Origin of the sequence: Stappia indica (assembly GCF_001696535.1) — a bacterium.
Taxonomy (GTDB): Bacteria; Pseudomonadota; Alphaproteobacteria; order Rhizobiales; family Stappiaceae; genus Stappia; species Stappia indica.
Genome location: NZ_MBQE01000006.1, coordinates 515,692 through 528,975, shown reverse-complemented (window position 1 = coordinate 528,975; position 13,284 = coordinate 515,692). Strand labels below are relative to the sequence as shown.

Sequence of the window (13,284 nt, the reverse complement as noted above, 5' to 3'; positions counted from 1 at the left end):
GACCCGGGCCATTCTCGGCGGTCTTGCCTCCCCCTCCCATATACGCCCGCCCTCTCGCGCATCGGTTTGCCTCCCGCGGACATGCGGACGGCATTCCCGACGCGGCCGACCTCCTGCCGGATTTGCGCGGCGTACGGATTTTCTTGAATGCGGGGGACACCGTTCCCACATCAAAATCGTTCTCGAACACGAGAGGAGTGTAGATGAGCTACGGAACCGCAACCCATGCAAGCGGCCCCGCGGGGGCTTCGTGCCGTCCGGCGATCCGTCCCGGCTGGTCGCCGACGACGATCGGCCTGATGGTGCTCGGCTTCATCGTCTTCTGGCCGCTCGGCCTTGCGATGCTGGCCTATATCCTGTGGGGCGACCGCCTTCCGAACCTCGCACGCGATGCGCGCGAGCAGTGGAACGCCAGCCCCTTCGGCCAGGGCCTGTCTTCGGGCCGGGGCTTTTCCGACGTCCGCCCGACCGGAAACGCCGCTTTCGACGACTACCGGGCCCGCGAGCTGAAGCGGCTCGAGGAAGAGCGTGCGCGCATCGACGAGATGCGGGCGGAGTTCGACGCGTTCCTGCAGGAGCTGCGGCGGGCACGCGACCAGGAAGAGTTCGACCGCTTCATGGCCGATCGCGGCCGCGGTCCGGCATCGCCGGAGGCATGACGCCTCCGTTCTGCGGATGCCCCAGAACGAAAAAAGCCGCGGACATCGTCCGCGGCTTTTTCGCATCCTGCAGCAAGGGCAGGTGAATCAGTTCGGCTTCTGCTCGCCGGCCGCCTGGGCCTGCGCGGCATTCTGCCGGTAGAGCGCCGCAAAATCGATCGGGTCGAGCATCAGGGGCGGGAAGCCGCCATTGCGCGAGGCCTCGGCCAGGATGTTGCGGGCGAAGGGGAAGAGCATGCGCGGGCACTCGATCAGCACGAACGGGTGCAGGTGCTCCTGCGGCACGCCGACGATGCGGAACAGGCCGCCATAGACCAGCTCGATGGCGAAGACGGTCATCGCCGAGGTCTTGGCGCTTGCGGTCAGCGTCAGCACCACCTCGAACTGGTTCTCGCCCATCGGCTGGGCGCCGACATTGACGTTGATGTCGAGCTTGGGCTGCTCCTGCGGCTGCAGCGATCCCGGCGCGTTCGGGTTCTCGAAGGAGAGGTCCTTGATGTACTGGGCGAGAATGCTCATGCCCGGTGCGCCGCCGGCCTCGTTGCCCTGGCCCGCGGCCGCGTCGTTCGTGTCGCTCATGCGTCAGCTACCCTGTCTCGATGACATCCAGATTCCGGCCCGCAGCCCCATGTCGCCCGCAAAGTCGCTTGCCGACACGCAAAGCCCGCGCGCTCAAACTCGCAGCATCGGCTAGCATGGCAGGGCCGCCCTGCCAAGGGCTGATTGGCTGCCGCGACGTCCCGCAGCGCCGGCACGGGGGCTCCAGCGAGGGCGGCTCCCGCCCGGGCTCTCCCCGATTTGACGCGGCCCGGCGCGCGCGCCACAACAGGCGCAAACCTCTCAGGCACGCCGGCAGGACACGATGGACGAAACCGACAGACCCGAACTCGGCTCCCCGCACCGACGGCTGAAGCTCGACACATTGGTGCGCCTGCGCTGGCTGGCGATCGCCGGCCAGACCGCCGCTCTCGTCGTCGTGCACTTCTATCTGGCCTACCCGCTGCCGCTGTCCTATTGCGCCGCGCTGGTCGCCGCCTCGGCCTGGCTCAACATCTTTCTCAAGGTCCGCTCGCCCCAGTCGCAGCGCCTGTCGGAGCGCTATGCGGCGCTGCAGCTCGCCTACGACCTGATGCAGCTCGGCGGCCTGCTTTATCTGACAGGCGGTCTCGGCAATCCCTTCGTCTTCCTGCTGCTGGCGCCAGTCATGGTGTCGGCCGCCGGCCTGTCGGCCCGCAACACTCTCTATCTCGGCCTGCTCGCCGCGGTGATCGCGACGCTGATCGCGACCTTTCACCTGCCGCTGCCCTGGCCGGAGGGCCAGACCTTCCGCCTGCCGCCGGTCTATGCGATCGGCCTGTGGATCGCGCTGGTCTGTTCGCTGGCCTTCATGAGCATCTATGCGTTCCGCGTCGCCGAGGAAGCGCGCCAGCTCTCCGACGCCCTGACCGCCAGCGAGCTGGTGCTGGCGCGCGAGCAGCACCTCCACGCCCTCGACGGGCTGGCCGCGGCGGCCGCGCACGAGCTCGGCACGCCGCTCGCCACCGTCTACCTGTCGGCCAAGGAGCTGGTGCGCGACCTTGCCGACGAGAAGAACCCTCTGTCCGCGGAGACCTTGAAGGAGGAGCTGGCTTTGATCCTGTCGCAGGCCGAGCGCTGCCGCGAGATCCTCTCCAAGCTCTCCTCGCTGTCCGACGACCGCGACCAGCATTTCCGCGGCGAGAAGCTGTCGCACATGATCGACCAGGTGGTGGAGCCGGCCCGGGCCTATGGCGCGCGCATCCGCATCGACATCCAGGGCGAGGGCGACGAGCCGATGGCCCGGCGCAATCCGGCCATGTATTACGGGCTCGGCAATCTGCTGGAAAACGCCGTCGACTTCGCCGACACCACGGTGACGGTCTCCGCCCGCTGGACGGGCACGCAGGTGCTGCTGGAAATCTCCGACGACGGCCAGGGCTTTTCGCCCGACGTGATGGCCAGGCTCGGCGAACCTTATGTCACCGCGCGCGGGGCCCGCGACGGCCGGCCGGGCCAGGGCCAGACCGGCGGCGGGCTGGGCCTCGGCTTCTTCATCGCCAAGACGCTGCTGGAGCGCACGGGCGCGGACCTGCGCCTGCGCAACCGCCCGCCGCCGGAACGCGGCGCCGTGGTGCGCATCGCCTGGCCGCGCGACGGCCGGTCCCCGTGGCACCTGGGCGCGAGTGCAAATGACGCAGGAGCAACCCGGCCGCCCGATTTGCCCGCAGGCGAAACGCACTTATAAAAGGTCTAAAGAGATCCGCTGGCGGACGGCATGGCGGCAGAACGAACGGGACGGTGCGATGAGTGAGCAGTCGGGAACGGACAGCGTCGTTGAGGGCAATCTGCTTATCGTGGACGACGACCGCCCGTTCCAGCAGCGGCTGGCGCGGGCGATGGAGAAGCGCGGCTTCACCACCGTGACCGCGGACAGCGTGCGCGAGGCGCTGGAGGCGATCCAGGCCGATGCGCCGGATTATGCGGTTGTCGACATGCGGCTGGAGGACGGCAGCGGCCTCGACGTGGTCGAGGCGATCCGCACCCGCAAGCCGGATGCGCGGGTGGTGATCCTGACCGGCTACGGCAACATCGCCACCGCCGTCACCGCCGTGAAGCTGGGCGCCGTCGATTATCTGGCAAAGCCCGCGGACGCGGACGACGTGCTCGCCGCCCTGCTTTCGGAGGGCGAGGAGAAGGCGCCGCCGCCGGAAAACCCGATGTCGGCCGACCGGGTGCGGTGGGAACATATCCAGCGCGTCTACGAGTTGTGCGACCGCAACGTCTCGGAGACGGCCCGGCGGCTCAACATGCACCGCCGGACGCTGCAGCGGATCCTCGCCAAGCGCGCCCCGCGCTGATCCTTCCCGCGGCCCCCTCGCTGTGATCCTTTCTTGGACCTTTCCTGTCTTGGGGGGCCTTCAAAGCAGACCGTAGCCGGTTGCCGCCCGCGCGTCGGGATCGTGCAGGTCGTGAAGCCGCAGGGCGGCGGACTGCGCGAATCTCAGAAGCACCGCCTTGCGGGTCGCGGCCGGCAGGCGGTGTTCGGGCGCCTGGCGCAGGATTTCCGCACCGAACCCGTCGGACAGAATGAGCCCGGCATCCGGCGGAAAGACGTCCGCCGGCACGTCGGCATGGGTGGCGAAGAACAGCCGGTCGCAATGCAGGCGGTAGTCCGGCCACTTGCTGTCGGCGCGCAGGTCCGCCAGCGACGACTTCACCTCGACGATCCAGATCTCGCCCTTGGGCCCGATGGCGGCGATGTCCGCCCGCCGGCCCGAGGCCAGCGTCAGCTCGCCGACGCAGGCAAACCGCAGCTGCCGCAACAGGCGCGCGGCCCCGCGCCAGACCCGCAAGGCCGTCTCCGATTGCCGGCCGTCGACCAGCGGCTGGTCGAGCTGGATGCGTTGCCCGCTCATCCTCAGAAGCCCCGTTCCTCTTTTGTTCGACCCGAACACTAGACCCGCAAGGGCCCGGAAGACAAGCCCGCTGCCCGAACGACTGGGCCGGGACCACTGCGCCGGGGGCCGGCACATATGAAAAGGGCCGCAGACGATGTCCGCGGCCCGAAACACTCCTGAAGGAGAAGCTGCTGGCGATGCCGGCTCAGCGGCCTTCCAGGAAGCCCATGATGCGACGGGCATCGCGCAGCACCGGGCCGGCAATCTCCGACGCACGGCCGGCGCCATCGCGCAGCACCGCGTCGATATGGCCGGGATCGGCGAGCAGGCGGTTCATCTCGCCGGTCATCGGCGCCAGCTTGTCGACCGCAAGATCGGCAAGCGCCGGCTTGAAGACCGAGAAGGGCTGGCCGGCGAACTCCGAAAGCACCGCGTCCTTGGACTTGCCCGACAGGGCCGCGTAGATGCCGACGAGGTTGGCCGCCTCGGGACGCTCGGCAAGACCGTCCATTTCGCTGGGAAGCGGCTCCGGATCGGTCTTGGCCTTGCGGATCTTCTTGGCGATCTCCTCGGCCGAGTCGCGCAGGTTGATGCGCGACAGGTCCGACGGGTCCGACTTCGACATCTTCTTGGTGCCGTCGCGCAGGCTCATGATCCGCGTCGCGGGTCCGGCGATCATCGGCTCGGTCAACGGGAAGAACAGCTCGTCCGGCAGTTCCGGGCTCGGCGTCGGGTTTGGAATGCCGAGGCCCAGTTCCTTGATCTGGTCCGCGAAGTCGTTGTTGAACTTCTGCGCGATGTCGCGGGTCAGCTCCAGATGCTGCTTCTGATCGTCGCCCACCGGCACATGCGTCGCGCGATAGGCCAGGATGTCGGCCGCCATCAGCGTCGGATAGGCGAACAGGCCGACCGAGGCATTCTCCCGGTTCTTGCCCGCCTTCTCCTTGAACTGGGTCATGCGGCTCAGCCAACCGATGCGGGCGATGCAGTTGAAGATCCAGGCAAGCTCCGCATGTTCGCGGACCTGGCTCTGGTTGAAGATGATCGCCTTCTTCGGGTCGATGCCTGCGGCCAGATAGGCGGCGGTCACCTCGCGCGTCGTCCCGGCGAGGAGCGCGGGATCGTGCTTGACGGTGATCGCATGCAGGTCGACGACGCAATAGATCGCCGGCATCTCGTCCTGCAGCGGCACGAAGCGCGCGATGGCGCCGAGATAGTTGCCAAGATGCAGGTTGCCGGTAGGCTGGACGCCGGAGAAAACGCGCGGCTGAAACTCGGTCAAATGACTGTCCCCCAGTTTGGACCTCGGGTCGATCGCAGGATGCGGCGCATGGCAGGTGCCGTGCGCCCGCGGGTTATGGCGAAGCCGGGCGCGCGGTGCAAGCGACAAGGGAGGCCGGAGCGCGGACCGCACCGTTTTCGCCGGCCGGCCTTGCATATGGGCAACGCCTGCGGGCAAAGCCGGGCCTGCAGCGGGATGCGTTCCGGCTTGAGCGAAAGACCGCAAACCTCCTGGACGGAAAGGGTCTGCCTGCGTCGAAACGCCCATTCGGCATATTCCCAATTCACGCAGCCGCGCCCATCGGTTATAGGTTGGAACGAGACTAATTTGCGAGTATTTGAAACCTCGTATGAATCGACGCATAGTTGCTGTCAGCACCCCCGCAAGAGGTCCGGAGGCCGGAATGGATTACGAGAGCTTCTTTCGACACAAGATCGAAGGACTGCACAAGGAAGGCCGCTACCGGGTTTTCGCGGATCTCGAGCGTCAGACGGGCAATTTCCCCCGCGCGACCCGCTACACGCAGAACGGCTCTCATGAAGTCGCGGTGTGGTGCTCCAACGACTATCTCGGCATGGGCCTCCAGCCGGTCGTGACCGATGCGATGCACGAGGCGATCGAGCGCTGCGGCGCCGGTGCCGGCGGCACCCGCAACATTTCCGGAACCAACCACTATCATGTGCTGCTCGAGCGCGAGCTGGCCGACCTGCACGGCAAGGAATCCGCCCTGCTGTTCACGTCCGGCTACGTGTCCAACTGGGCCGCGCTCGGCACGCTCGCCGCGCACCTTCCGGGCTGCGTGGTGCTGTCCGACGCGCTGAACCATGCCTCGATGATCGAGGGCATCCGTCATTCGCGCGCCGAAAAGCGGATCTGGAAGCACAACGACGTTGCCGACCTGGAGCGCCAGCTCGCAGAGATCGAGCCGGGCCGGCCGAAGCTCGTCGCCTTCGAATCCGTCTACTCGATGGATGGCGACATCGCGCCGATCAAGGAAATCTGCGACGTCGCCGAGAAGTACGGCGCGATGACCTATCTCGACGAGGTGCATGCGGTCGGGCTCTACGGTCCGCGCGGCGGCGGCATCGCCGAGCGCGAGGGCCTGATGGACCGCCTGACGGTGATCGAGGGCACGCTCGGCAAGGCGTTCGGCGTCATGGGCGGCTACATCGCCGCCTCCGAGTCCCTGTGCGACTTCGTGCGCTCCTTCGCCTCCGGCTTCATCTTCACCACCGCGCTGCCGCCGGCTTTGGCCGCCGGCGCCTGCGCCTCGATCAAGTATCTCAAGTCGGCCGACGGCGAGGCGCTGCGCCTGCGCCACCGCAACCGGGTGGCGACGCTGCGCCGCAAGCTCGATGCCGCCGGCATCCCGCACATGGACAATCCGAGCCACATCGTTCCGGTGATGGTGAAGGATCCGGTCAAGTGCAAGATGATCTCGGACATCCTGCTCGACACCTACGGGATCTACATCCAGCCGATCAACTATCCGACGGTGCCGAAGGGCCTGGAGCGGCTGCGCATCACCCCCTCGCCGATGCACAGCGACGGCGACATCGACCATCTGGTGCGCTCGATCGAGTCGCTGTGGTCGCAGTGCGCGCTGGCCCGGGCGGTCGCCTGACGCCTCAAGCCAGATCCTTTACAAGACTTCGCAACGCGCCGGCCCCGCCGGCGCGTTTTGCGTTTCAGCGCCCCGTATCGCTCGCCGAGGGACCGCTCGCCGCAAGCCGGGGCATGTGGGCGCAATCGGGCCAGGCCTCGGCGAAGGCGTCGTAGACCAGCAGCGGGCCGCTGACCGCCAGCCTGTCCGGATGGCGGGCGACATGCTCCAGCAGGATGCGGCGCAAGCCGTTCGCATCGACCCCTTGCGGCATGCAATTGGCCCGCCCCATCAGAAAGGCGTCGAGCGTTCCCTGCAGATAGCCGAGGCAGAAGGTGACGGCGACCGGGTTGGCCTCCGGCTCTACCTTGCAGATCGCGGCGATCTGCTGCGCGCTCTGCCAGCCATCGGCCGCAGCCGGCCCTGCCGCCGCTCCCGATGCGATCGCGACAGCTCCCGCCAGCGCCGCCCGCAGCAGCGCCGATCCCGCGCCTTCAGCCATGTCCGTGCTCCGCGTGGATTTCACCAGCTTCGATCATCGGACGAGTCGCAGGGCGTCACAAGGCGCGCCCCGGCCATCGGGCGCAGGGGCGAAACGAAAAAAATGAACGTCAATCCGAAAATGAACTTGCCAGATCCCCGTGGGGGAGGGCAAAACTTGGGAGGTTTCGGAGCGGACTTGGCCCGTTCTTTGTTGCTGCACCCGACGCTGCCGGCGTCCGCATCGAGAGCGAAAAAAAGCGAAAGGTCCGGCATGGATCCCGTAACTCCCCGTCAATCCGAGATACTGGACCGCGCGCGGCGCGCCGGGCGGGTCGATGTCGACGGCCTTTCGACCGAGTTCGACGTCACGCCGCAGACCATCCGCAAGGACCTCAACGAGCTGTGCGAGCGCGGCATGCTGCAGCGGGTGCATGGCGGCGCCGTGCTGCCGTCGGGCATCGCCAACTATGCCTATGACGCAAGGCGCCAGCTCGCGGCCGAGGAGAAGCGGCGGATCGGCCTGCGGGCGGCCAGCCTCATTCCCGACAATGCCTCGATCATGCTGAACATCGGCACCACCACCGAGCAGGTGGCGAGGGCGCTGCGCCAGCACGACGGCATCATGGCGATCACCAACAACATCAACGTCGCCAACATCCTGCGGGCGGCGCCGGCCGTCGAGGTGATCATCGCCGGCGGCCAGGTCCGCGCCTCGGACGGCGGCATCGTCGGCGAGGCGGCGGCCGACTTCATCCGCCAGTTCAAGGTCGACTACGCGCTGATCGGCGCCTCGGCCATCGATCCGGACGGGACGATCTTCGACTACGACTTCCGCGAGGTGCGCGTCGCCCGCGAGATCATCACCCATGCCCGGCAGACGATCCTCGTCGCCGACAGCATGAAATTCGAACGCAGCGCCCCGGTGCGCATCGCCCATATCTCCCAGATCGACATCTTCGTCACCGACAAGGCTCCTCCCGAGCCGGTGGTCGAGATCTGCCGGGAGCATGGCGTGCGCATCGAGATCGCCGGCGACGGGGACACCGATCGCCGCGACACGGAGCGCGAGGACGGCCCGGGAGGCCACGCGAAATGACTGCTTCAGGCCAGGCTGCCGATTTCGACCTGCTCGTCGTCGGCGGCGGCATCAACGGATGCGGCATCGCCCGCGACGCGGTCGGACGGGGCTATTCCGTCTGCCTGGCGGAAATGAACGACCTCGCCAGCGGCACCTCGTCCTGGTCGACCAAGCTGATCCATGGCGGGCTGCGCTACCTGGAGCATTACGAGTTCCGCCTGGTGCGCGAGGCACTCAGCGAGCGCGAGCTGCTGTGGGCCAACGCGCCGCATATCATCCGCCCGCTGCGCTTCGTGCTGCCGCACCAGAAGGGCCTGCGCCCGCGCTGGATGCTGCGCCTCGGCCTGTTCCTTTACGACAATCTCGGCGGCCGCAAGCTGCTGCCGGGCACGCGGACGCTGAACCTTGCGACCGATCCGACCGGCAAGCCGCTGAAGGACGGGTTCACCACCGGCTTCGAATATTCCGACTGCTGGGTGGACGATGCCCGACTGGTCGCCCTCAACGCCCGCGATGCCGCCGACCGGGGGGCGGAGATCAACACCGGCACGCAGGTCGTCGGCCTTGCGCGCGAAGGCGACATCTGGCGCGCAACGCTGCAAACCCGCGAGGGCGGCGCAACGCGCAGCGTCACCGCCCGGCTGGTGGTAAATGCCGCCGGCCCCTGGGTCGACCGGGTGCTGAAGGGCGCCTTGAAGCGCAACGACACCCACAATGTGCGGCTCGTGCAGGGCAGCCACATCGTCGTGCGCAAGCTGTTCGACCACGACCGCGCCTACATCTTCCAGAACGGCGACGGGCGCATCGTCTTCGCCATTCCCTACGAGCAGGACTTCACCCTGATCGGCACCACCGACCGCGACTACGACGGCGATCCGGCCAAGGTCGCGGCGACGGAGGACGAGATCGTCTACCTGATCGAGGCGGCAAGCGAGTATTTCCGCAAGCCCATCGTCCGCGAGGACGTGGTTTGGACCTATTCCGGCGTGCGGCCGCTGTTCGACGACGGCGCCTCCAAGGCGCAGGAAGCGACCCGCGACTACGTGCTGAAGCTCGACGGCAACGGCGCGAGCGGCCAGGCGCCGATGATCAACATCTTCGGCGGCAAGATCACCACCTATCGCCGCCTTGCCCTGTCGGTGCTGGAGATGATCGAGAAGTCCCTCGGTGCCAAGGGGCCGGAATGGACCGCACGGGCCCTGCTGCCCGGCGGCGACTTCCCGACCACCGGCCTTGCCGACCTGGAAGCCGCGCTCGCGCAGGAGTTCGCCTTCCTGCCGCGTCCGCTCGTCGCGCGCCTTGCCCGCAGCTACGGCACCCGCACCCGCGACATGCTGGCCGGCGCCAGCTCGCTTGCGGATCTTGGCCCGGATTTCGGCGCCGGCCTTTACGGCCGCGAGGTCGCCTATCTGATGGACCGCGAATGGGCGCGCCATGCCGAAGACGTGCTGTGGCGCCGCAGCAAGCTGGGCCTGCGCGTCTCTCCGCAGCAGGCCGAGGCGCTGGAGGCGTGGATGAGCGAGCGCCTCGCCGGCCTTGCGACAGCAGGCGCCGGCCGCAGCAAGGCCTGAGTGCCGGACAGCTCCGCCCCTCATGAAAGAACCGCCGGACGATGCCTCGCCCGGCGGTCTTTTTCGTTTCGTTCCGCGCGAGGGCCGATCAGAGCTTGTCGGTCACCGCGGTGGAGGTGGCGCCGACCGGCTCCTTGCTGATCACCGGGTCGGAGCCGCCGCTCAGCAGCGTGTTGACCGTGCGCTGATAGTCTTCCATGTCCAGCCGGCCGTCGGAGCCTTCCGTCAGCTTGTTGACCTCGCGGACCATGCGCTTCTGGTGCTTCTCGGTCTGCGCGCCGGTGGCATCGTTCTCCAGCACGATGTCGGCCGCCTCGTCCGGATTGTCGCGGGAATACGCCCAGCCCTTCATCGTGGCGCGGACGAAGCGCGCCATCTTGTCGACGAAGGCCGGATCGTTGAGGCTCTCCTCCATCACGTAGAGCCCGTCCTCCAGCGTCGCGACGCCCTGGTCCTCATACTTGAAGACGACGAGATCGCTCTCCGGGATGCCGGCATCGATGACCTGCCAGTACTCGTTGTAGGTCATGGTGGAGATGCAGTCGGCCTGCTTCTGCAGCAGCGGATCGACGTTGAAGCCCTGTTTCAGCACGGTGACGCCGTCGGCCCCGCCCTCGGTCGGGATGCCCAGCTTGCTCATCCACGACAGGAACGGATACTCGTTGCCGAAGAACCAGACGCCGAGCGTGCGGCCGCGGAAGTCCTCCGGCTTGGTGATGCCCGTCTCCTTCAGGCAGACCAGCATCATGCCCGACTTCTTGAAGGGCTGGGCGATGTTGACCAGCGGAACGCCGCGCTCGCGGCTGGCAAGGGCCGCCGGCATCCAGTCGATGATCACGTCGGCGCCGCCACCGGCGATGACCTGCGGCGGGGCCATGTCCGGGCCGCCCGGCTTGATCGTGACGTTGAGGCCCTCTTCCTCGTAGAAGCCCTTGTCCTTGGCGACGTAATAGCCGGCGAACTGGCCTTGCGTGACCCATTTCAGCTGCAGCGTGATGTCGTCGGCTGCCTGCGCGGGACCGAACGCGAAGGCAAGCGCGGCGGCGGCTAGCAAAGTCCTCTTCATTTCCTGCTCCCTCTGGTGGGGCAGCCGCCGTCCGTTATCCCCGGACTGACGGATGCCAGAACGTGACCGCCCGTTCGACGAGGGTCACCAAAGCGTAGAAAAGCGAGCCTGCAAGCGCGGCGACGGCGATGGAGGCCCAGACCATGTCGATGTTCATCCGCCCCACCTCGGTGGAGATGCGGAAGCCCATGCCGACGATCGGCGTGCCGAAGAATTCGGCAACAATGGCGCCGATCAACGCGAGCGTCGAGTTGATTTTCAGGGCATTGAAAACGAAGGGCATGGCCATCGGCAGGCGCATCTTGAGCAGCGTCTGCGGGTAGCTTGCCGCGTAAGTGTGCATCAGGTCGAGCTGCATCCGGTCGGCGGCAGCAAGGCCGGTCACCGTGTTCACCAGCATCGGGAAGAAGGTCATGATCACGACCACCGCCGCCTTGGACGGCCAGTCGAAACCGAACCACATGACCATGATCGGCGCGACGCCGATGATCGGCAGCGCCGAGACCAGGTTGCCCACCGGCAACAGACCGCGCCGCAGGAACGGCACCCGGTCGATCAGGATGGCGACGAGGAAGCCGGATCCGCAGCCGATGGCGTAGCCGACCAGCACGCCTTTCAGGAACGTCTGGCGGAAGTCCGCCCACAGCACCGCGGGCGAGGTCAGCAGCCGCGCCCAGATGTCGGAGGGCGGCGGCAGCAGCACCTTCGGCACCGCGAAGCCGACGACCAGCACCTGCCACAGGATCAGCAGCCAGGCGCCGAAGGTCAGCGGAATGGCGAGCGCAAGCAGCCGCTTCCACACGGTCCCGCGCGGGGTGAGCGCCGCCATTTCCTCCACCGACAGCCAGGCAACGGCCCAGGCGACGAAGACATAGGCCCAGTATCCCGAGGCCGCCTGCCCGGGCACGCCGGCGATCAGCCGGACCAGCGCGAAGGCCATGACATAGGACACCGCGACCAGCGCGAAGGTCGCCTGCGGACCTTGCAGGAAGCGCAGCCGGTAGGGCGCCAGCACGATGACCGCCGCCAGCGCGGAGATCGCCAGCAACGGATGGCGGAACAGGCCGAGCTGCAGCGTGTCCGAGGCGGTCACCGGCAGCATCGTCGCGACCACGGCGACGACCAGCGCCAGCGACGACAGCAGCGCCTTTACCGGTCCGAGCGGGCGGCGTTCCGCCAGCTCGAGGCCGAGGGAGGGGGGCTGCGCGCTCATGGCCGCATCCCCATACGCTTCAGCACCAGCCGCTCGGCCATGCCGATCAGCGCGACCAGCGCCGCCGCCAGCACGGCCGCGGCGATCAGCGCCGACCAGATCTGCACCGTCTGCCCGTAATAGGAGCCCGACAGCAGGCGCGCGCCGAGCCCTGCGACCGCGCCGGTCGGCAGCTCGCCGACGATGGCGCCGACGAGGCTTGCGGCAACGCCCACCTTCATCGACGCGAAGAGATAGGGCATCGCCGAGGGCAGGCGCAGCTTCCACAGCGCCTGGGCGGACGAAGCCGAATAGGTCTTCATCAGGTCCATCTGGATCGCCTCGGGCGAGCGCAGGCCCTTCACCATGCCGACAGTCACCGGAAAGAACGAGAGATAGGTCGAGATCATCGCCTTGGGCAGCAGGCCGGAAATGCCGATGGCGTTCAGCACCACGATGATCATTGGCGCGATGGCGAGGATCGGGATCGTCTGCGAGGAGATCACCCAGGGCATCAGGCTCTTGTCGAGAACCCGGCTGTGCACCACCAGGATCGCCAGGCCGATGCCGAGGGCGGTTCCGAGCACGAAGCCGAGGAGGGTCGAGGAGAGGGTGATGCTGCCGTGATAGACGAGGCTGCGCTTGGAGGTCACCGCCTTGTTGGCGGTGGTGTCCCAGAGCTCGACCGCCACCTGGTGCGGGGCGGGCAGCACGGGGCGCTCCTGCGACAGCGTGTCGGCGACGAGCTGCGCCAGCGGCGCATCCTCCATGCCGCCGCGCTTGTAGGTATCGCGCTGGAACGGCGCGTTGAGCAGCACCGCCGCCAGGTACCAGACGGCGATGATCGCCGCGATGACCACCAGCACCGGCCCGGCCGTGCCCTGCATCAGCCCGGCGAAAGGCGAGCGGGAGGGCGCTGGGAGAGAAAGATCCG

13 protein-coding genes are annotated in these 13,284 nt (G+C 67.5%); 6 read left to right on the top strand and 7 right to left on the bottom strand.

Translation table 11 applies throughout. The features are described 5' to 3' along the window. The first annotated feature begins 203 nt into the window (after positions 1 to 203). Positions 204 to 659, top strand: coding sequence for a DUF2852 domain-containing protein (locus tag BBX35_RS22565; protein WP_083206538.1), 456 nt, complete (start codon positions 204 to 206; stop codon positions 657 to 659). Positions 660 to 746: 87 nt separating this feature from the next. Here the strand turns inward: BBX35_RS22565 and secB are convergent, their stop codons facing one another. Next, the gene (secB, locus tag BBX35_RS22560; protein WP_067224741.1) at positions 747 to 1,238 is read right to left on the bottom strand and encodes a protein-export chaperone SecB; all 492 of its coding nucleotides are present in this window, start codon (positions 1,236 to 1,238) and stop codon (positions 747 to 749) included. 283 nt (positions 1,239 to 1,521) lie between these two features. Here secB and BBX35_RS22555 point away from each other — a divergent pair, with 283 nt between their 5' ends. Continuing rightward, positions 1,522 to 2,922, top strand: a complete 1,401-nt coding sequence (locus BBX35_RS22555; protein ID WP_067224739.1) for an ActS/PrrB/RegB family redox-sensitive histidine kinase — start codon at positions 1,522 to 1,524, stop codon at positions 2,920 to 2,922. A gap of 58 nt (positions 2,923 to 2,980) precedes the next feature. Further along, on the top strand, positions 2,981 to 3,535 hold the full coding sequence (locus BBX35_RS22550) for an ActR/PrrA/RegA family redox response regulator transcription factor (protein WP_067224737.1): 555 nt from the start codon (positions 2,981 to 2,983) through the stop codon (positions 3,533 to 3,535). A gap of 60 nt (positions 3,536 to 3,595) precedes the next feature. Here BBX35_RS22550 and BBX35_RS22545 read toward each other — a convergent pair whose 3' ends face one another. Further along, positions 3,596 to 4,093, bottom strand: a complete 498-nt coding sequence (locus tag BBX35_RS22545) for an MmcB family DNA repair protein (RefSeq protein ID WP_067224736.1) — start codon at positions 4,091 to 4,093, stop codon at positions 3,596 to 3,598. A gap of 187 nt (positions 4,094 to 4,280) precedes the next feature. Further along, complete coding sequence (gene trpS, locus BBX35_RS22540; RefSeq protein WP_067224734.1) at positions 4,281 to 5,357, bottom strand: tryptophan--tRNA ligase; 1,077 nt, start codon at positions 5,355 to 5,357, stop codon at positions 4,281 to 4,283. A gap of 403 nt (positions 5,358 to 5,760) precedes the next feature. Between trpS and hemA the strand changes: the two genes are divergently transcribed. Beyond that, on the top strand, positions 5,761 to 6,981 hold the full coding sequence (gene hemA, locus BBX35_RS22535) for a 5-aminolevulinate synthase (protein WP_067224733.1): 1,221 nt from the start codon (positions 5,761 to 5,763) through the stop codon (positions 6,979 to 6,981). A 64-nt stretch (positions 6,982 to 7,045) separates the two neighbouring features. Here the strand turns inward: hemA and BBX35_RS22530 are convergent, their stop codons facing one another. Continuing rightward, positions 7,046 to 7,462, bottom strand: coding sequence for a Rap1a/Tai family immunity protein (locus BBX35_RS22530; protein ID WP_067224731.1), 417 nt, complete (start codon positions 7,460 to 7,462; stop codon positions 7,046 to 7,048). 252 nt (positions 7,463 to 7,714) lie between these two features. On the opposite strand from BBX35_RS22530, the gene BBX35_RS22525 reads away from it, so the two are divergent. Beyond that, entirely contained in the window at positions 7,715 to 8,539 is an 825-nt protein-coding gene (locus BBX35_RS22525; protein ID WP_067224729.1) for a DeoR/GlpR family DNA-binding transcription regulator, read from the top strand. Beyond that, positions 8,536 to 10,092 (top strand): glycerol-3-phosphate dehydrogenase, encoded by a 1,557-nt coding sequence (glpD, locus tag BBX35_RS22520; RefSeq protein ID WP_067224727.1) that lies wholly within the window; start codon positions 8,536 to 8,538, stop codon positions 10,090 to 10,092. The genes BBX35_RS22525 and glpD overlap by 4 nt, the downstream gene beginning before the upstream one ends. Positions 10,093 to 10,180: 88 nt before the next feature. On the opposite strand, the gene BBX35_RS22515 is transcribed toward glpD, so the two are convergent. From BBX35_RS22515 to BBX35_RS22505, 3 genes are all read right to left on the bottom strand, one after another. Beyond that, the gene (locus BBX35_RS22515; RefSeq protein WP_067224726.1) at positions 10,181 to 11,158 is read right to left on the bottom strand and encodes an ABC transporter substrate-binding protein; all 978 of its coding nucleotides are present in this window, start codon (positions 11,156 to 11,158) and stop codon (positions 10,181 to 10,183) included. A gap of 34 nt (positions 11,159 to 11,192) precedes the next feature. Next, positions 11,193 to 12,260: an ABC transporter permease gene (locus BBX35_RS22510; RefSeq protein ID WP_088946149.1), complete on the bottom strand. Its 1,068-nt coding sequence runs from the start codon at positions 12,258 to 12,260 to the stop codon at positions 11,193 to 11,195. A gap of 107 nt (positions 12,261 to 12,367) precedes the next feature. Continuing rightward, positions 12,368 to 13,237: an ABC transporter permease gene (locus tag BBX35_RS22505; RefSeq protein ID WP_067224877.1), complete on the bottom strand. Its 870-nt coding sequence runs from the start codon at positions 13,235 to 13,237 to the stop codon at positions 12,368 to 12,370. Between the last annotated feature and the right edge of the window lie 47 nt (positions 13,238 to 13,284).